We start from the raw sequence: 18,836 nt of genomic DNA, 5'->3' as shown, positions 1-18,836 counted from the left end.
ATGGATAAATTATATACTGCTTCAGTAACAGCAACAGGTGGAAGAAATGGGAAAGTAGTTTCAGATGATGGCATATTAAATCTTGATGTAAAAATGCCGAAAGCACTAGGTGGTGCAGGCGGAGAAGCAACAAATCCAGAACAACTATTTGCAGCTGGTTATGCAGCTTGTTTCGATAGTGCATTACAACTTGTCATTCGTACAAAACGTGTGAAAGTAGAAAGTACAGAAGTAACTGCTCACGTTTCTATCGGAAAAGATACAGATGGTGGTTTCGGTCTATCTGCGGTACTTGATGTACATGTGGCTGGCGTTTCACATAACGAAGCACAAGAACTTGTAGAAGCGGCTCACGGTGTATGTCCTTACTCGAAAGCAACACGAGGAAATATTGAAGTTACATTAAACGTACGCTAAAAAATTTAGCAAAACAAAAACGCGCGACATTCGTCACGCGTTTTTTGTTTTTGTAAATTTATGAATTGCTTTCCACGCTTCTTCTTTTCCAAGTCCTGTTTCAGAAGAGAATAGAACAATTTCATCGCCAATTTCAACAGCAAGCGTTTCTTTTACAACTTTTAAATGCTTTTGCCATTTCCCTTTCGGAATTTTATCGGCTTTCGTCGCAATAATAATTGTTGGGATTTCATAATGCTTTAAGAAATCATACATCATCACGTCATCACTTGTTGGTTGGTGACGTAAATCAACTACTAATACAGCTGCGTCTAATTGCTCACGCGTTGTAAAGTACGTTTCAATCATTTTCCCCCATGCAGCGCGCTCCGATTTAGATACTTTCGCATATCCATAACCTGGAACGTCAACAAAGTGCATCATCTCATTGATTAAGAAAAAGTTCAGCGTTTGCGTTTTTCCTGGTTTAGAAGAAATACGCACTAACTTTTTACGATTTAAAATTTTATTAATAAAGGAAGACTTCCCCACATTTGAACGACCTGCTAATGCAATTTCTGGTAAATCACTGTCTGGATATTGTTCTGGTTTAACAGCACTAATTACAATATCTGCTTTTGTTACTTTCATTGTTTCACTCCTACTAATGCGTGCTCCAATACTTCATCTAAATGAGATGCAAGCACAAACGTAAGGTTTTCTTTTACGCTCTCTGGAATATCATCTAAATCTTTCTCGTTTTCTGCTGGCAAAATAATTTTTGTTAAGCCTGCGCGGTGAGCACTTAATGTTTTTTCTTTTAAACCACCAATTGGTAATACACGACCACGAAGTGTAATTTCACCTGTCATACCCACTTCTTTACTTACAGGAATACCTGTTAGCGCAGAAATAAGTGCCGTTGCCATCGTAATACCTGCTGACGGTCCGTCTTTTGGAACTGCTCCTTCTGGAACGTGAATATGAATATCATTTTTCTCATGGAAATTCGGATCGATCTGAAGCTCTTCTGCACGAGAACGTATATAACTAAACGCAGCTTGTGCTGATTCTTTCATAACATCCCCAAGTTTCCCTGTTAAAATTAGTTTCCCTTTTCCTGGCGCTACAGAAACTTCAATGGCAAGTGTATCGCCGCCTGCTGCTGTGTAAGCTAGACCTGTTGCCATACCAACTTGGTCTGTTTTTTCAGCTTGCCCATAACGGAATATGTGTTTACCAAGTAAATCAACAATCTTTTTCTCTGTCACAACGATACGTTTACGTTCTGCTGTAACGATAATCTTCGCTACTTTACGGCAAACTTTTGCAATTTGGCGCTCTAGCGTACGAACACCAGCCTCACGTGTATAATAACGAATAATCTCAAGCAGCGCTTCATCACGCACTTGTAAATTACCTTTTCGTAAGCCATGTTCTTTTAATTGTTTCGGCAATAAATGCTCACGAGCAATGTGTACTTTTTCAAGTTCTGTATAGCCAGCAATCGAAATGATTTCCATACGGTCAAGTAATGGACCTGGAATACTTGAAAGTGTATTAGCAGTTGCTACAAACATAACTTTTGATAGATCATATGGTTCTTCAATGTAATGATCACTGAAGTTATGGTTTTGTTCTGGATCTAATACTTCAAGTAATGCCGCTGATGGATCTCCACGAAAATCGTTAGACATTTTATCAATCTCATCTAATAAGAAGACTGGATTAACTGTTTTCGCCTTTTTCATACCTTGAATAATGCGTCCTGGCATTGCTCCAACATATGTACGGCGGTGACCACGAATTTCAGATTCATCACGCACACCACCAAGAGATACACGGACGAAGTTACGATTCAATGATGTTGCAATTGAACGCGCTAACGAAGTTTTGCCTACCCCAGGAGGGCCTACTAAACAAAGGATAGGTCCTTTTAATGAATTCGTTAACTTCTGTACAGCTAAATATTCAAGTACACGCTCTTTCACTTTTTCAAGACCGTAATGATCGTTATTTAAAATCTCTTCCGAATGAGCAAGATCAATTATATCTTCTGTTGCCTCTGTCCACGGAAGCGCTAATAACCAATCAATATAATTGCGAATAACACCACTCTCCGCAGAACTTGCTGGTAACTTTTCATAACGATCTAATTCTTTCAGCGCAGCCTTCATTGTTTCTTCCGGCATTCCTGACTGTTCAATTTTCTCACGAAGTTCTTCTACTTCTCCGCCCTTGCCTTCTTTGTCGCCAAGTTCAGTTTGAATCGCCTTCATTTGCTCACGTAAGAAATATTCTTTTTGCGTGCGCTCCATGGAACGTTTCACTTTTTGCCCAATTTTCTTTTCTAGGCTAAGTAACTCTTGTTCATCTTGAATAATTGAAATAAGTGTTTGTAATCGTTCTTTTACAGATACAATCTCTAGAATCTCTTGTTTCTGCTTCGTTTTAATTGGCAAGTGAGAAGCAATTAGATCAGCTAATCTCCCTGGTTCTTCCACATCAGCTACCGTTGCAAATGTTTCATTTGAAACTTTTTTCGAGACTTTAATATATTGTTCGAAATGCTCCAGTAACGTACGCATAAAAGCTTTCTCTTCTAAATCATCTTCTACTTCTTCAGTTACCGTTTTAATAGACACTTGTACTACATTTTCTTCTTCGATAAACTCTATTACTTCTGCTCTATGTAAACCTTCCACAAGGACACGAAGCGTACCGTTCGGCAATTTTAACATTTGCTTCACTTTCGCCACCGTACCTACACTATATATGTCATCTTCTTTCGGATCATCGATATTCATTTCTTTTTGCATTGCTAAAAAGATGATATTTTCATCCATTGCCGCCTGCTCTAGTGCTTGTATCGATTTATCACGTCCTACATCAAGATGCAAAACCATCGTTGGATATACGAGAACGCCTCTTAATGGTAGGAGGGGCACGATTCTTTCGTTCGTATTCATACTAGACATAGCACCTCCATAATAAATTAAACTCCTGTTCAACTATTTTATATTACAATACACCTAGATGCAATTGCTGAGATTCCGCGCAATTGTAAATAGCTTGTTTTTCTACCTCACGAAAAGAAAAAAGACTCCGATTAAGCATACAAACTTAAACGAAGTCTGGCAAATTTTATTATTGTTTATTTTTACATAGATTGTGCATCTGTTTCGTCTACGTGAGTATGTACATCTAGCTCTCTATACATATTTTCTTGCATAAACGTTAACTCAAATACTTCTTTTAACTTACGAACAGGAATAATTTCAATTCCCTTGATCGTATACAAAAATGGTTGCATATTTTCAGCAGGAATAATGACTTTCTTAGCTCCCGCTTTTTTCGCAGCTTTTATTTTTGCGTACACGCCACCAATAGGTTTTACTTCTCCGTGTATACTTATTTCCCCTGTCATCGCTACTTCATTATTTACATACGTGCGGTGCACCGCAGAATATACACCTGTTGCCATAGCGATTCCCGCAGAAGGTCCATCAATTGGGATACCACCTGGAAAATTAATATGTATATCATATCCTTCTGGCAACACATCTAAAGAACGAAGTACTGTTAATACATTATCAACAGAGCCTTTCGCCATACTTTTACGACGAATCGATTTCGTTTGACTACCAATACTTTCTTCTTCCACAATTCCGGTAACATTTACCGATCCTTTATCTTTCGCCGGAATTGCTGTTACTTCAATTTCTAATAACGCACCTGTATTTGGTCCGTATACAGCAAGACCATTTACAAGACCAATCCTTGGAATCGGATAAATGCGCTTTTCATATTTCGGTGTAAGCTGACTTGAGTGAACAACCCACTCTATATCTTCATCCTTAATGAAAGAACGTTCTTCATTTATCGCCATACCCGCAGAGATTTGCACGAGATTAATCGCTTCTCGTCCATTCCTTGCATACATCCCAATCATCTCAATACCATTTTCACCTATTTGCATTTCCACTTTTTCCGCGGCATTTTTCGCTACTTTTTGAATTTCTTCCGTATCTAATTCACGGAAAAATACTTCTAAGCAACGTGACCGAATAGCAGGAGGAATTTCCTCTGGCGAACGTGTCGTTGCTCCAACTAAGCGAAAATCTGCCGGTAAGCCTTTTTGGAAAATATCATGTATATATGTTGGGATCATCGTATTTTCTTCACTATAGTACGCACTTTCTAAAAATACTTTTCGATCTTCTAACACCTTTAACATTTTGTTCATTTGAATCGGATGGAGCTCGCCAATCTCATCAATAAACAAAATACCACCATGTGCATCTGTTACAGCACCTTTTTTCGGTTGCGGAATACCTGCTTGCCCCATCGCCCCAGCACCTTGATAAATCGGATCATGCACCGAACCAATTAAAGGGTCTGCGATACCACGTTCATCAAACCGAGCTGTTGTCGCATCAAGTTCAATAAATGTTGCATTCGTACGAAATGGAGATTTAGGATTTCGTTTCGCTTCTTCTAATACAAGACGTGCTGCCGCTGTTTTCCCAACACCTGGTGGGCCATATATGATTACATGTTGCGGATTCGGACCACAAAGAGCCGCTTTTAACGACTTAATTCCATCCTCTTGCCCTACAATATCTAAAAAGGTTGTAGGACGCACCTTTTCTGCTAGCGGCTCTGTTAAAGAAATCTCACGCATTTTACGAAGCTGTTCTAATTCTTTTTTCGATTCTCGATCAATTGAAACTTTTTGTGTTCGTTGATTTCGAAGTAAATGCCAGAAATACAATCCGACAATTACACCAAAAACAAGTTGAACAACTAAAAATATATTTGTCCAGCTCATTATTTATTTCCTCCCGCAATATTTTATCTCTTAGTATTTCCGCGGAGGAACGTAGCTAAACATAAAGAAAAACAGCAATTATAAAAATTGCTGTTTCCCTTTCGCATTATGCAGATGTTTTTGTATCAAGTACAGTACCGTCTTGTAACACCAATTTTGGCGGCTCATTATCAGCTACTGTTTCTTTTGTAAGAATACACTTCTCGATATCTTTACGAGATGGAAGTTCGAACATTACATCAAGCATTAAGCCTTCAATAATAGAACGAAGTCCACGAGCACCCGTTTTACGTTCAATTGCTTTTTTCGCAATTTCGATTAGTGCACCTTCTTCAAACTCTAACTCAACATCGTCAAGCTCCAATAGTTTTTGGAATTGCTTAACAAGTGCATTTTTCGGTTTCGTTAAAATATCAACAAGAGCATCTTCATCAAGTGGCTCTAGGTTCGCAATAACTGGAAGACGACCGATAAACTCTGGAATTAAACCAAATCTTAAAAGATCCTCTGGTAATACGTGAGATAAAACATGCTTCTCATTTACATCAGCATTTTTCTTCTCAGAACCAAATCCAATTACTTTTTCACCAAGGCGACGTTTAATAATCGGCTCAATGCCATCAAACGCTCCACCACAAATGAATAAGATGTTCGTTGTATCAATTTGAATAAACTCTTGGTGCGGATGCTTACGACCACCTTGAGGTGGAACGCTTGCTACAGTACCTTCTAAAATTTTCAGAAGTGCTTGCTGCACACCTTCACCAGATACATCACGTGTAATTGATGGATTTTCGGACTTACGTGCCACTTTATCAATCTCATCAATATAAATGATTCCTTTTTCCGCTTTCTCTACATCATAATCAGCTGCTTGAATTAATTTTAGTAAGATATTTTCTACATCTTCTCCAACATATCCAGCTTCTGTTAAAGATGTTGCGTCCGCGATTGCAAATGGAACATTTAGAATACGCGCTAACGTTTGTGCAAGTAATGTTTTACCACTACCTGTTGGCCCGATAAGTGCGATATTACTCTTCGCTAATTCTACATCATCAATTTTGCTGTTAGAATTAATGCGTTTGTAATGGTTATATACCGCTACCGCTAGTGCTTTTTTCGCGCTATCTTGCCCGATGACATACTCATCTAAGATTTCACGAATTTCTACCGGTTTCGGTACATCTTTGAATTCTACTTCTTCGTCCTTCGCAAGCTCCTCTTGTACAATTTCAGTACAAAGTTCGATACACTCGTCACAAATGTAAACACCTGGACCTGCCACTAACTTTCGAACTTGCGTTTGTGTTTTACCACAGAAAGAACATTTTAATTGCCCTTTTTCATCATTAAATTTAAACATATTTTCACACCCCTTACAAAGTGCTAACCTCTTGCCTTCGTATGTACACGATAAATGTATCGTATGTAAATACATATTATGTCACTACGTGGCGAGAAATACAAATAATATGACTAGTTATGTACAAATAAAAAATTTTTAAAACTTTTGAAATATGTATATTCGACTTGTAAAGGAACTTTTCCTTCTCCATCGAAAAGTTTTATAAATATATTTCTATATTTATAAAACAAGGCACGATTTTAATCGTGCCTTGTTATTTTATTATGCAGCGTTTTCTACTAAGAAGTCTACAGCTTTACGCACTTTAAGATCTTCAGCTAAAGCGTCTACGCTTCCAAGAGCTTGCTTGATAGCGTCTACTGGCATACCGTACATTTCAGCCATTTTTTCAACTTCTGCAGTTACTTCTTCTTCAGTAACTTCGATGTTTTCAGCTTCAATGATAGCTTCAAGAACAAGATTGATTCTTACACGTTTTTGTGCATCTTCTTTCATTTGCTCTTTTAATTTGTCAGCATCAGTACCTGTGAATTGGTAGTAAAGCTCAAGGTTCATACCTTGTTGGCTTAAACGTTGCTCGAATTCACGAACCATACGATCTAACTCAGTGTTGATCATAGCTTCTGGAATTTCGATTTCAGCGTTAGCAGCAGCTAATTCTACTACTTCGTCACGTACTTTGTGCTCAGCTTCGTGCTTTTTGCCTTCTTCTAAGTTTGTGCGAAGTTTTGCTTTTAATTCATCAAGAGTTGCAACCGCTTCGTCTGCTTCTTTAGCGAACTCGTCGTTTAACTCAGGAAGTTCTTTTGTTTTGATTTCGTGAATTGTTACTTTGAATGTTGCTGGTTTGCCAGCTAATTCAGCAGCATGGTACTCTTCTGGGAATGATACTTCAACGTCTTTAGACTCACCAGATTTAAGACCGATTACTTGCTCTTCGAAACCTGGGATGAATGTACCAGAACCGATTGCTAGAGAGTAGTTTTCGCCTTTTCCACCTTCAAATGCTTCGCCATCAACGAAACCTTCGAAGTCGATTACAGCTGTATCACCGTTTTCAACAGTTCCTTCTTCTTTAACAACTAGTTCAGCTTGACGCTCTTGTAAAGATTTTAATTCGTTCTCTACATCTTCGTCAGTTACAGTTGTTTCAACTTTTTCTACTGCTAAACCTTTGTACTCACCTAATTTAACTTCAGGTTTTACTGTAACTTTTGCAGTGAAGATAAGGTTAGCATTTTTTTCGAACTTCTCGATGTCGATTTCAGGATGATCAACTGGGAAGATACCAGCTTCTTCAATCGCTTCACCGTATGCTTTTGGTAAAATGATATCTAAAGCATCTTGGTATAAAGATTCAATACCAAAGCGTTGTTCGAATAATGGACGAGGCATTTTTCCTTTACGGAAACCTGGTACGTTAATTGTTTTTACTACTTTTTTGAACGCAGCGTCGATAGAGTTGTTTACTTCTTTAGCATCAACTTCGATTGTTAAAACGCCAACGTTACCTTCTAATTTTTCCCATTTTGTAGACATTTATTCTTTCCCTCCAACTATAATAATGTATGCACATACCTCTATAGATTAAGATCTTCATTATCTCTTTTTTGAAATAACAAATACACAAATAATCCTCTAGCAAAAGCTTTCAGATATAATGTTCCAATCTACTAATTGCCCAGAAGACAACTACGGTATATTTTGTTCGAGAATAATATGAAACATATTAAGTAAGAGAATTACACTTCTCTTCTCTTACAAACAGGCAGTTTTCTGCCTTTTGCAACCCTTACATTATAACATAGAATATGCTCGTTTCAAGAACTGAACGATTCTTTTTCATAATTATACGGGCAAATATCCTTCTCTTTCAACACGTAATAACCATTGATAGGCAATATGAAACTCTTCCAATTCGATATTGTATGCTGCCATAAGCTCTTCTTCATCAATAGCCAATCCGAAACGCTTTCTTCCAATTCTCTCTAAAACAGCTGACCAAATCTCTTCTTTATCCATTAATAGAGCGAATGGGAAAACGCTAATTTGCAATTCTTTCCAATATGTAACCATCGCTTCAAATATATCGGGATATTTTTGCTCTAATCGACTTGATAATTTATGTATAATGTTATTGGATTGCTCCTCATTATGACCTGTAAATGCTGGAATTACCTTAATCGTATTCCCAAACTTTTCTACCTCTATTTCCTCTTCTACCTGACTTTCTATCATTTTATACAAAATAGAAGTTTTCAAATAGGGGTGTTGCTCTTCGTCTATTAAAAATTTCTTTAAAACAGGTAATGCAAGATCTAAGTCTTTTAATGAAAGTCGCTGAATCGCTCTTAGCTTCTGTCCAAAGTTTTCTCCAAAAATTTCTTTAGTAAACTCATCCAACTCAAAATTTGAATCCACTAGCGATGCGTCTCCCTCATTTAGCATACCTTCTGCAAATAAAGCAAGCTGCGCTAATTTTTCCTTTTGATCAGGCATTATATCTTTCGTTTGTAAAACCTTTTCAACAGTTTCAATAACACCTTCATAATCATTTGTTTGAACTAAAATAGTCACGTACGTTTCAAGAATATCACCAAATAAGACAACTCCTGTTTTAAGCAACTGTTCACATTTGTCTTTCGCTTCTTCCATACGTTTTAATTCGAGTAAACAAATAACTGAAGCTAATTCCGTTTGTTCCGTTTCCGCATTATACTGACGTAATATTTCAAAGCAGCGCAATGCATCTTCGAACTTCCGCTCTTTCAGCGCTAAAAAACCTTCATCAATATAGCGCTCTGATAGTTGTGGAAACAATACGACCGTATTTTCTTTTTTATCCATACGTCCGCCTCTTTTTCTTGATTTTAATTATGTTCAAAGTAAATATATCAAATGCGTAATGAGAACACAACATCCCAAAACTATTTGTTTGAAATATGAAAATATTTAATTTTTACATTCCAATACAAATAAATCTCTACTAAAAATTAAAATTGTACAAGTAAAAATCCCCAGCAACAAACGCAGAGGATTCATCATTAATGGAAAGCTTTTATAATTGTGGGGTATATTACAAGGGTAATAATTTGGAGAACAATAATTGCCATAACAATCATGCTAAAATAGAAGATTGGTTTACTTCGCTTCATTAAAAACATAATAATAAGCATCGTACAAGCAAACAAACTTAAGAAGAACAAACTTGTTGTCGAACTAAGTATACCACTTGGGACAAAGAACAATAACACTACACTACAAGTACCTATAATTCCAAATAACCATTCCATTCATTCACTCATTCCCTTTCCCTCTCATGGCTGTTTTCTCTAAGCAATCAAATGTTTCACAACATCAACTACATACGTTAATTTCTCATACGCTACAAATCCAAAAGCAACCGTCAAGCCCGTTACAACTAATCCTTTCATCATTTCTGCCTCCTCGTTTTATCGTTGTTATCTTCATTATAAAAGATTAGCAATTTCTTACCATCGAACTACCTTACAGTTACCTTACAGAATTGTAAGATTTCAAAAAGAGATTGAAAAACACCTCATATCGCTTGAGGTGCTTTCACGGAATTTATTTATAATCACTTGCAAAATTAACTTTTTTCTCTTGGTTATTTTTCGGAGAATCCACTCTTAAACTAATAGATTTACTAAATAATTTAGGATCAAAATAATTATTCATTACTTTTCTTAACTTACCTTCAGATATTTTCGTATTACAAGAAAACAAAGGATGAAGATCATGTTAATATATTTTTGTACAATTAAGACTTTAATTTACAAGGGGGATTATATATGTTTAAAAAAATGGCCGCAGATGTATTAGGACTAAGCGATGTAGGTTCTGTTATTACACCTAAAGACTATGATAAGGTCGATGCCGATGATTATGTAATGCATGAAGATGGGGAGAAAATTTACTTTCTAATTAAATCGAAATCAGATGAATATTGCTTCACAAACAAAGGGTTAATTCACTTAGACGGTACAAGCGCAACAAGTAAAAAACGTACACTACGCCGCTTTAGCTATAGTAAATATCAAATTAAAAACGTAGCGCTTGAAACTGCGGGAACGATTGATTTAGATGTAGAAATTAAGTTCCAAATGGGCGATGAACACTATTCAATTGATGTCCATAAAAAACATATTGAAGAATTAAAAGATTTATATAAAGCTTTACTTAAAATAGAAGAAATCTCATACGACAACGATATTACATTGCAGTATGCACATAAAAGTTTAGATATGGCATCTAACGCTTTCAGCCGTATTTCAAACGCACAAGTAAATTTAGCAGAACAGTTTAAAGAAATAAACGAAATCGCTTTTAACTGGCTCGTTGATACGAAGAAACAATATAATGTGAAAGATTATGGTTTTGTCTTTGACAAGTTTATTAACAACTAATTTAAAACAAACAAAAAACCTTGTTATCAAAAGATAACAAGGTTTTCTTAGCGTCCCAGGAGAGATTCGAACTCCCGCTCCGCCCATTTCCGTACTATTTTATATATTTTGATCGCAGTCTTAATATATCTTCTCCTTCGCGAATGCCTGCCGATCCTTTCCTCACATTTTTTACGACAGTCCAATTCGGGTTAGTTTCATCACCGATGTTCTGTACTGTAAAATTGCCATCACCATATTTCCGGTGACCTTCCGCCAATTTCTCCGTTAAATCATTCTCATTTGATCTCGCCATCTTTGCGCCATCTCCCTTTTTTATACGACCTTCTTAAACCATCTAACCAATCACAGGTCCAGTCAATTGGAGATTCTCGTTTTCCGCTTCTATTAATTGTAACACACTACCGGGAATAAGTTCCGATAACTGCTGCTGAATTGTACTAGAATGGTAAAGAGTTTTATAATATTGTAAGTAAACAATTAAGAGAATCTGGATATGGATTTGAGTTCCATCATAAACCTATTGATTCTTTAAATTAAATAAGAGGAATAGGGCGCATAAATGGCGCTCTTTTTATTTAAGAAAAAGAAGTACATATGCAACTACTTAATATCAAAGGAAAGGTCGCAAATATCAAGAATGAACTACACCTATAACCCAAACATCAAATTTTAGACAAACAAAAAACCTTGTTATCAAAAGATAACAAGGTTTTTTTAGCGTCCCAGGAGAGATTCGAACTCCCGACCGTACGCTTAGAAGGCGTATGCTCTATCCGGCTGAGCTACTGGGACATGGAGCGGGTGAAGAGAATCGAACTCTCGACCAGAGCTTGGAAGGCTCTTGTTTTACCACTAAACTACACCCGCATATGTTATTTTCTTTTCTTCGTTAGCGCCGTTGCCCTATCGACAATATTTATTATATGTATAACCACACATAAAGTCAACACCTTTTTTAAAAGAGGATAAATTTTCTTATCCTCTTTTAAAAACTGCTTGTTCAACTAGTTGTCCGTCTAACGTTTCAAAACGAACTTCCATTTGATTTTCATCCATTTCTAATAAAGCAAATGTCTTTTCTACACGCTGACGTGGTAATAAAATACTGCCTGGATTAATAAATAAAACGCCCTCGATTAATTCCGCACCTAATACGTGAGAATGTCCAAAGCATGCAACTTGCGCTCCCACTTCTTCAGCATGGTACGCTAGCGTTTGTAATGTCATTTTCACATTATGGCGATGTCCATGCACAACTAAGAAGCGAATTCCATCTACATCAGTTACAATTTCATCTTGAAAGTTAGCATAATCACAGTTTCCTTTTACAACACGGAAACCTTGCAGTTCTTCATGAGCAGGCGTTAGCTCTGAATCACCGCAATGAATCATGATATCTACTTTCCCTTCATATTTCTCTTTCAACTGCTGTAATTCCTTCACAGAGCTATGACTATCACTTACGATTAAAGCTTTCATCATTCTCTCTCCCTTATTCTCCTAAAAACCATTCCGGGATTTTTTCTTCTAATTTACGAAGAGCACGGCCACGATGGCTAATAGCATTTTTCTCATCTGAACTTAGTTCCGCCATCGCTTTTTTATATTCTTCCACATAAAAAATCGGATCATATCCAAAGCCGTTTTCCCCGCGGCGTTGTTCTAAAATAAATCCTTCACATGTCCCGTTTACAATGACAGGCTTTTTATCACCTTCAGGGAAAGCAACTGCTAATGCACAATAGAAACGAGCTTTACGCTTTTCAAACGCTACTTCATTTAATTCTTGTAACACTTTATCAATATTCGCTTGATCATCTTTCGGCTCTCCAGCAAAACGAGCTGAATACACGCCTGGTTTCCCGTTTAACGCATCTACAATAAGACCTGAATCATCCGCAATTACAATTGCATTCAACTGTCTACTCAAACTATCTGCTTTTAAGATCGCATTTTCTTCAAATGTTTCACCAGTTTCTTCGACTTCTTCAATATGAGGAAAATCGTGTAATGATTTCACTTCTAAATCAAATCGCTCAAATAACTCAGCAAACTCACGTACTTTCCCCATATTTTTTGTCGCTACAACAACTTGTTTCATTTTTTCCACCTCTACTCTATATGAGATACGATGTCACCTAACGCTTCTTTTTGCATATCAATCAGTTGGAAAATGCCTTGTTCTGCTGCATCAAGTAATTCATTTAACTGCGCTCTACTAAACGTCGCTTCTTCTCCAGTTCCTTGCACTTCAACGAACTGACCTTTTCCAGTCATAATTACATTCATATCAACGTCTGCTTTAGAATCTTCTGCATAGTTTAAATCTAAAACAACACCTTGTTCTTCAACAATTCCTACTGACGTTGCTGCTAAATAATCTTTTACTGGAATTTTAGATACTTTTTCTGCTTGTAATAATTTCTCGAAAGCTAATACCATCGCTACATATGCACCTGTAATAGAAGCTGTTCTCGTTCCACCATCCGCTTGAATAACATCACAGTCAATCCAAACTGTTCTCTCGCCAAGCGCTTCTAAATCAACTACCGCACGTAATGCTCGTCCAATTAAGCGCTGGATTTCCATTGTACGTCCTGTTACTTTCCCTTTACTTGACTCCCTAATTGTACGTTGTTCTGTTGCACGCGGAATCATCGCGTATTCAGCTGTTACCCATCCTTTTCCTTCTCCACGCATAAACGGTGGTACACGCTCTTCAATTGTTGCTGAGCAAATCACCTTTGTATCCCCAACTTCAATTAATACAGATCCTTCTGGATGTTTTAAATAATTCGTATGAATATGTATATGGCGTAATTCTGTTTTCTCTCTACCATCTACTCGCATAAAAATAACCTCCTCTTAATTACTACTCGTTAGTATAGCCAAATTTAAATGTATGATATGTATACAATAAAAGAAGGAGAACCCAAAAAGCAATTCTCCTTTCTTACTTAAGTATATCAAATTATTCAAGATTAAAAACTACCTGTATTCACGTTTTCTGGACGATCTACAGGTTTTATTAACTTTCCGCCCTTTTCATCTATAAGATTTGCTTTTCCATTTACTTCAATAGAAATATTTTTCACACCTTTCTTTTCTGTTAAAGATAAAACTAACGACTTCAATACGTAATTTGAAATCATATTTTTATCTGGGTTTACAAATATATTTTCATTAAAGTTTAATGTAAGATTTCCGTCTTGTAATTTCGGATTCGTAATAAGCTTAACGCCTGGATTAAAATCATTTAGGAGCGATTGATGGATCGGACCTTTTACAAGCTCATCTATAATTGCTGCATAGTCATTTTCTTTACCTTCCGCAACGCGGCGTGTGACTGGTACGTAGTATTGCTGTTTATTATTATTTTGCGCCATAAAATACAGTGTGACTGGTTTTGTATTTGTTACATCTGTTACTTGTTCATCATCGAAGTTAATACCATTTGCACGGCTCACTCCTTCACCAAGCGGTGTACCACCAACCGGCATTTTTGCCAATTTCTCACCATTTATTTGGAACTGCACTTGTTTTATCTCTGTAAATTGTGTCAACGTCCAAGCTATAGATTCAACGATTTGACGCTCTTCTTCTTTCGCATAGTTTTTCATTTCTTTAGAGAAATCAATAACTGCCGTTCCGTCCTTTTTCAAATCTAAGGTCATCGTTGTATTCGCCGGAATGACTGCACGAAACCCATTTGGTAATAAATTCGTTACCGGTCCATCTTTCACAAGGTATTCTAACGTTTGCTTCACAGTCTCATTTGCTTTCGGAGTAGGTATAGCTAACGTTTGTGGTACAACATAACCATTTTTATCAACAAGGTATAGTTCTCTATTTACCATTTGCCCTTGCTTATCTTTTTTAGCTACTTCTTTCTTCCCACCCTCTGTATACGTAACTTGTTTTGGCGGATCAATTTGTTCAGTTGCTTTCTCTTGATTTATAAAGCCACACCCTGTTAGTAAAACAGCGCTCACAGTAGCACCAACAACCCATTTAAAAGTGGATTTAGGCATGCCATTCCCCCCTAAAATCTAAGTTTGTACTATTATGTATACGAGCTGTTTCACGTTTTAGAACAAGCTGTGCCTCTTATAAATTGAAACTTTAATCAGCAGGGGGCTTACTACCCAGCAAATAGCAAGATAAAACAAAAACTCCTGATTTCTCAGGAGCTCACTTATATAAATTCTACTATTATTCTTTTTCTAAATGAATATGCTTCACATTTTCAATCGGTTGACCGAACCATTTTGATGCAATTTCTTTAAACAAGCCTATTTTTCCTGTTGTTAAGAAGAGATGATCGCTTTGTTCTTCTCCTTCATTCAACATTTTACTATGATATAAGATTGTACTTACTTCACGTGCTGTTTCATCACCAGAACTAATTAGTTGCACTTTATCTCCCATTACTTTTTTAATAACAGGTCCTAAAATCGGATAATGTGTACACCCTAATATAAGTGTATCAATATCGGTACTTTTCAGTGGTTGCAGCGTTTCTCTTACAACTTCATACGCCATTTCACTTTCGAAATTCCCACTCTCTACAAGTTCAACGAAAGGTGGACAAGCTAAACTTTCTACCATAACACGGTTATTAATAGACTTTAACGCCTCTTCGTATGCACCACTTTTCACCGTTCCAATCGTTCCAATAATCCCAACGTGATACGTGTTTGTCACTTTTAAAGCTGTACGTGATCCTGGGTGAATAACTCCTACTACTGGAATTGGTAATTGTTTTTGCATCTCTTCTAATACAACTGCAGTTGCTGTATTACACGCAATAACTAACATTTTAATATTTAAATCTAGTAAATGCTCCGTCATTTCCCACGTAAATTGACGTACTTCTTCTCGAGAACGTGGACCATAAGGACAACGTGCTGTATCTCCTAAATATATGATACGCTCTTTCGGCAACTGACGAATTAATTCCTTTGCTACTGTTAAACCGCCAACTCCTGAATCGATAACACCGATTGCTCTATTCAACTTCATCACCCGTTTTCTCATTCATCATCTTTTATGCTTATCATTATATTTTACACACTTTAAGTTCGCTCACTTCAAATGCTTCTGTATGAAAATTTTCATTTTCCCATGTATAGACTAGGACCTTTTTTATTTTGCTCCTTTTTTTCGTAATTTGCAAGATAGAAAAATAACCGACCTTCTATAAGAAAGTCGGTTTCTTCTATATAAAGTGCATATTCATTGCTCCATCTTTTTTTGAAAAGAAGACATTCCCATTAATAAGAAGAAATGAGCAGAAATTAAAATGACGATAATTTATTTACAGCCCTTTTTATAGCCTTACCTATTTCCACGCTAGACTGTGGATTTTGTCCTGTAATTAAATGACCATCTACTACTACATGCGGCGTAAAATTGGGGGCTACATAAAACAAAGCTCCTTCTTCTTTCAACTTACTTTCTAGCAAAAACGGAACGCGCTTTTCTAAATGTACAGCTCTTTCTTCATCGTTTGTATAACCTGTTATACGCTTACCCGCAACAAAAAACGAGCCATCCTGATTTTTCACACCGACTAAGGAGCTTACTCCGTGACAAACAGCCGCTACAATCCGGTTATTGTTATACATATTCTCAATCAAATTTACTACATATGGATTACCTGGAAAATCTACAATCGCCCCGTGCCCACCACCAAATAAAACCGCATCATAATCCGAAAAATGAACATTTGAAATCGGCCTCGTATTTTGCAATAAAGAAGCTACATGCTTGAATTCGCGAGGTATACCATTCGGAATAGACACTCTATCTATAGGTACTCTCCCACCTTTTATTGACACAATATCAACATCAAACTTAGCCTTTTTAAATACATGATAAGGAGCTGCGAGCTCTTCCAGCCACAAACCAGTCGGGTGTCCATTCATATCATGAGCACTTGTTGAAACTAACAGTATCCTTTTCAACATATCCCCTCCTTATTACCTATTTATGTATGGAGTGTTCTTATCATTCATATAGCAAGTGAAGCAAACAAAAAATAGCCGACTTTTATATAAAAGTCGGCTGCTTTCTTATAATTCGAGCTCTCCCATACGAAGAAGCTCCACAACTGCTTGTGAACGTCCTTTAACCCCTAGCTTTTGCATTGCGTTTGAGATATGGTTGCGAACTGTCTTTTCACTTATAAAAAGTTCACCTGCAATTTCCTTCGTTGTTTTATCTTGAACCAGCAATTCAAATACTTCTCTCTCTCTCTTTGTGAGTAAAGGTTTAGATTGATACGCTTTTTCCTTCAACTGGTATAACCCTCCTTGCTTAAGCCAGAGCTGTGTATGTGTAAGTTGGGTGTTTATTTAGTCAAGATATTGTATGAACGAAATGTGCAGGTGGTGAATAAAAATGGGCTTTATTTCCTATGTTATTTTAGACTTTTATACAGTGCGTACACTCTTTTTATCCACTTACTTTCCAACGCGCCATATTTGTTCTAGCAATATACTTACAACCGTACCTACAAATAAACCATTACCGAATATATATTGCATAATAGACGGCAAGGATTGGAGTGCTCCAGACGGTAAAAACATTACGCCGCTGCCAAATAATACTGCAACGCCTAAGATCGTTACATTCCTTTCACTCATCGGCACTTGTTTTATATTATTAAATCCAATTCCAATTAACTGTACGAACGAAGCCATTAAAACAGCCGATGCAACAGCTGATGGTAAAGATGCTAAGTAACGAATAATACTTGGAAAAAGAGACATTACGACTAGTAACGCACATGCCATTAAGAACGATCGTATATACTTTTGTTTTGTTAAACGTATAAATCCTGCCGTTGCTGGTAACGGAACGACACCTACAGTTGAAAATACAGAAGAGATGAGATGTGAAATCCCCCCAACCCATGTTCCATCTTTCAACTGTTTTTGTTCAATAGTCGCTTTATGAATAGTTGCTTGATTAATTGCTATAATAGCTGCCACCGTATTCGAAACTAAAATACATACCATAACGAAACTTGATACAGCCATACCTGTATTCCATTTTGGAAGTCCCCAAGCAAATATATGTGGAAGTTGCACAAAATGAGTTACTTGAGATGGGATTGTCACTTTTCCTGCAATGAGAAAAATAATCCACCCACTAATTAATCCTATTAAAACTGCATAACTTTTGACAAAGCCTTTTCCAAAATTAGATAGTATAATAACGAACAGAAATATACTAAACGCGATCATTGCTGTAAATCCGTCGATTTGAGAAATAGTAGCTGTAATTCCTAACATTCCTTTTAAAAATACACCACTTAATTGTAAACATAATAAAAGTAAAAACGTCCCTGTCACAAGCGGCGTAAATAAAAATAAAATACGTCCTATAAAACCAGTTACTCCTAATCCTATTAAAATAACACCGGAGATTATCATTCCTAATTCTAAAATTTGCAGTGTACTATGTAATTGATCCTGTCCGGCCGTTGCATAAGCAAGTACGGTAAATACACCAACCCAAGATCCAGCCGGCCCATCCGCAATTGGCAGTCTATGCCCAAGCCACCCTTGTAAAAAAGAAGATATACCAACTACAAAAAACGTACGCTGCATTAAATAAAATATTTCTTCCGTCGTAAGATGAAATAATCCGCCAACGACAATTGGTAGTGCGATTGAATTTGCTAATAAAAATATAAACCATTGCAAAGTTCCCATAATATGATTTTGGTTATGTTGATTGTCCAATTTTTTCATCCCTTCTAGCTTTCCTATAAAAATATATTGTAAGAATAAAAAAGAAGAGT

At 36.7% G+C, this 18,836-nt stretch carries 18 protein-coding genes, 2 tRNA genes and 1 pseudogene; 3 read left to right on the top strand and 18 right to left on the bottom strand.

Annotated features, from left to right (window positions below; all coding sequences use genetic code 11):
- On the top strand, positions 1 to 417 hold the full coding sequence (locus tag D1166_RS03420) for an organic hydroperoxide resistance protein (protein ID WP_000359779.1): 417 nt from the start codon (positions 1 to 3) through the stop codon (positions 415 to 417).
- A gap of 33 nt (positions 418 to 450) precedes the next feature.
- On the opposite strand, the gene ysxC is transcribed toward D1166_RS03420, so the two are convergent.
- The 7 genes from ysxC to D1166_RS03385 all read right to left on the bottom strand — a co-directional run bounded on the left by ysxC (position 451) and on the right by D1166_RS03385 (position 9,889).
- Positions 451 to 1,047, bottom strand: a complete 597-nt coding sequence (gene ysxC / locus D1166_RS03415) for a ribosome biogenesis GTP-binding protein YsxC (protein WP_000869116.1) — start codon at positions 1,045 to 1,047, stop codon at positions 451 to 453.
- Entirely contained in the window at positions 1,044 to 3,374 is a 2,331-nt protein-coding gene (gene lon / locus D1166_RS03410; RefSeq protein WP_000097285.1) for an endopeptidase La, read from the bottom strand. The genes ysxC and lon overlap by 4 nt, the downstream gene beginning before the upstream one ends.
- A 182-nt stretch (positions 3,375 to 3,556) precedes the next feature.
- Entirely contained in the window at positions 3,557 to 5,227 is a 1,671-nt protein-coding gene (lonB, locus tag D1166_RS03405; RefSeq protein WP_118043244.1) for an ATP-dependent protease LonB, read from the bottom strand.
- A gap of 106 nt (positions 5,228 to 5,333) precedes the next feature.
- Complete coding sequence (gene clpX, locus D1166_RS03400) at positions 5,334 to 6,593, bottom strand: ATP-dependent protease ATP-binding subunit ClpX (protein WP_000472289.1); 1,260 nt, start codon at positions 6,591 to 6,593, stop codon at positions 5,334 to 5,336.
- 264 nt (positions 6,594 to 6,857) lie between these two features.
- Positions 6,858 to 8,135, bottom strand: coding sequence for a trigger factor (gene tig, locus D1166_RS03395; protein ID WP_000105215.1), 1,278 nt, complete (start codon positions 8,133 to 8,135; stop codon positions 6,858 to 6,860).
- Positions 8,136 to 8,444: 309 nt separating this feature from the next.
- Complete coding sequence (locus D1166_RS03390; RefSeq protein WP_000358271.1) at positions 8,445 to 9,443, bottom strand: hypothetical protein; 999 nt, start codon at positions 9,441 to 9,443, stop codon at positions 8,445 to 8,447.
- Between the two features lie 197 nt (positions 9,444 to 9,640).
- Positions 9,641 to 9,889 (bottom strand): hypothetical protein, encoded by a 249-nt coding sequence (locus D1166_RS03385; protein WP_001983650.1) that lies wholly within the window; start codon positions 9,887 to 9,889, stop codon positions 9,641 to 9,643.
- Between the two features lie 519 nt (positions 9,890 to 10,408).
- Here D1166_RS03385 and D1166_RS03380 point away from each other — a divergent pair.
- On the top strand, positions 10,409 to 11,023 hold the full coding sequence (locus D1166_RS03380) for a PH domain-containing protein (RefSeq protein WP_000473866.1): 615 nt from the start codon (positions 10,409 to 10,411) through the stop codon (positions 11,021 to 11,023).
- 94 nt (positions 11,024 to 11,117) lie between these two features.
- Here the strand turns inward: D1166_RS03380 and D1166_RS03375 are convergent, their stop codons facing one another.
- The gene (locus D1166_RS03375) at positions 11,118 to 11,318 is read right to left on the bottom strand and encodes a hypothetical protein (RefSeq protein WP_000124460.1); all 201 of its coding nucleotides are present in this window, start codon (positions 11,316 to 11,318) and stop codon (positions 11,118 to 11,120) included.
- Positions 11,319 to 11,470: 152 nt separating this feature from the next.
- Between D1166_RS03375 and D1166_RS32270 the strand changes: the two are divergent.
- Positions 11,471 to 11,563, top strand: a pseudogene (locus D1166_RS32270) (DUF6572 domain-containing protein); the annotation flags it as partial.
- A 181-nt stretch (positions 11,564 to 11,744) separates the two neighbouring features.
- Here the strand turns inward: D1166_RS32270 and D1166_RS03370 are convergent.
- The 10 genes from D1166_RS03370 to D1166_RS03325 form a co-directional block, all read right to left on the bottom strand.
- A tRNA-Arg gene (locus tag D1166_RS03370) sits at positions 11,745 to 11,818 on the bottom strand.
- A 1-nt stretch (position 11,819) separates the two neighbouring features.
- Positions 11,820 to 11,893 (bottom strand) — tRNA-Gly (locus D1166_RS03365).
- Positions 11,894 to 12,001: 108 nt separating this feature from the next.
- On the bottom strand, positions 12,002 to 12,505 hold the full coding sequence (locus D1166_RS03360; protein ID WP_000645505.1) for a metallophosphoesterase: 504 nt from the start codon (positions 12,503 to 12,505) through the stop codon (positions 12,002 to 12,004).
- Positions 12,506 to 12,518: 13 nt separating this feature from the next.
- Positions 12,519 to 13,127 carry an XTP/dITP diphosphatase gene (locus tag D1166_RS03355; protein ID WP_000815943.1) on the bottom strand — a complete coding sequence of 203 codons (609 nt, stop codon included), beginning with the start codon at positions 13,125 to 13,127 and terminating at the stop codon, positions 12,519 to 12,521.
- 11 nt (positions 13,128 to 13,138) lie between these two features.
- Positions 13,139 to 13,876 (bottom strand): ribonuclease PH, encoded by a 738-nt coding sequence (gene rph / locus D1166_RS03350; RefSeq protein WP_001261765.1) that lies wholly within the window; start codon positions 13,874 to 13,876, stop codon positions 13,139 to 13,141.
- A 131-nt stretch (positions 13,877 to 14,007) separates the two neighbouring features.
- Positions 14,008 to 15,057, bottom strand: coding sequence for a spore germination protein GerM (gerM, locus tag D1166_RS03345; protein WP_001126749.1), 1,050 nt, complete (start codon positions 15,055 to 15,057; stop codon positions 14,008 to 14,010).
- 181 nt (positions 15,058 to 15,238) lie between these two features.
- Positions 15,239 to 16,048, bottom strand: a complete 810-nt coding sequence (gene racE / locus D1166_RS03340) for a glutamate racemase (RefSeq protein ID WP_000774005.1) — start codon at positions 16,046 to 16,048, stop codon at positions 15,239 to 15,241.
- A 275-nt stretch (positions 16,049 to 16,323) separates the two neighbouring features.
- Positions 16,324 to 16,995 carry a type 1 glutamine amidotransferase domain-containing protein gene (locus D1166_RS03335; protein WP_000919606.1) on the bottom strand — a complete coding sequence of 224 codons (672 nt, stop codon included), beginning with the start codon at positions 16,993 to 16,995 and terminating at the stop codon, positions 16,324 to 16,326.
- 105 nt (positions 16,996 to 17,100) lie between these two features.
- The gene (gene gerE, locus D1166_RS03330; protein ID WP_000659484.1) at positions 17,101 to 17,325 is read right to left on the bottom strand and encodes a spore germination transcription factor GerE; all 225 of its coding nucleotides are present in this window, start codon (positions 17,323 to 17,325) and stop codon (positions 17,101 to 17,103) included.
- 165 nt (positions 17,326 to 17,490) lie between these two features.
- A complete protein-coding gene (locus tag D1166_RS03325; RefSeq protein WP_002062437.1) occupies positions 17,491 to 18,786 on the bottom strand; it encodes a purine/pyrimidine permease in 1,296 nt (431 codons plus the stop codon).
- Between the last annotated feature and the right edge of the window lie 50 nt (positions 18,787 to 18,836).

This window comes from Bacillus sp. ISO11 (genome assembly GCF_003458115.1).
GTDB lineage: Bacteria > Bacillota > Bacilli > Bacillales > Bacillaceae_G > Bacillus_A > Bacillus_A cereus.
Note: the sequence above shows the minus strand (reverse complement) of the source record. Positions and strands in the feature narration are given on the sequence as shown.

Coding starts and splice junctions, on each gene's coding strand:
- D1166_RS03420 (WP_000359779.1), top strand. CDS start 1: ATGGATAAATTATATACTGCTTCAGTAACAGCAACAGGTGGAAGAAAT.
- ysxC (WP_000869116.1), bottom strand. CDS start 1,047: ATGAAAGTAACAAAAGCAGATATTGTAATTAGTGCTGTTAAACCAGAA.
- lon (WP_000097285.1), bottom strand. CDS start 3,374: ATGTCTAGTATGAATACGAACGAAAGAATCGTGCCCCTCCTACCATTA.
- lonB (WP_118043244.1), bottom strand. CDS start 5,227: ATGAGCTGGACAAATATATTTTTAGTTGTTCAACTTGTTTTTGGTGTA.
- clpX (WP_000472289.1), bottom strand. CDS start 6,593: ATGTTTAAATTTAATGATGAAAAAGGGCAATTAAAATGTTCTTTCTGT.
- tig (WP_000105215.1), bottom strand. CDS start 8,135: ATGTCTACAAAATGGGAAAAATTAGAAGGTAACGTTGGCGTTTTAACA.
- D1166_RS03390 (WP_000358271.1), bottom strand. CDS start 9,443: ATGGATAAAAAAGAAAATACGGTCGTATTGTTTCCACAACTATCAGAG.
- D1166_RS03385 (WP_001983650.1), bottom strand. CDS start 9,889: ATGGAATGGTTATTTGGAATTATAGGTACTTGTAGTGTAGTGTTATTG.
- D1166_RS03380 (WP_000473866.1), top strand. CDS start 10,409: ATGTTTAAAAAAATGGCCGCAGATGTATTAGGACTAAGCGATGTAGGT.
- D1166_RS03375 (WP_000124460.1), bottom strand. CDS start 11,318: ATGGCGAGATCAAATGAGAATGATTTAACGGAGAAATTGGCGGAAGGT.
- D1166_RS03360 (WP_000645505.1), bottom strand. CDS start 12,505: ATGAAAGCTTTAATCGTAAGTGATAGTCATAGCTCTGTGAAGGAATTA.
- D1166_RS03355 (WP_000815943.1), bottom strand. CDS start 13,127: ATGAAACAAGTTGTTGTAGCGACAAAAAATATGGGGAAAGTACGTGAG.
- rph (WP_001261765.1), bottom strand. CDS start 13,876: ATGCGAGTAGATGGTAGAGAGAAAACAGAATTACGCCATATACATATT.
- gerM (WP_001126749.1), bottom strand. CDS start 15,057: ATGCCTAAATCCACTTTTAAATGGGTTGTTGGTGCTACTGTGAGCGCT.
- racE (WP_000774005.1), bottom strand. CDS start 16,048: ATGAAGTTGAATAGAGCAATCGGTGTTATCGATTCAGGAGTTGGCGGT.
- D1166_RS03335 (WP_000919606.1), bottom strand. CDS start 16,995: ATGTTGAAAAGGATACTGTTAGTTTCAACAAGTGCTCATGATATGAAT.
- D1166_RS03325 (WP_002062437.1), bottom strand. CDS start 18,786: ATGAAAAAATTGGACAATCAACATAACCAAAATCATATTATGGGAACT.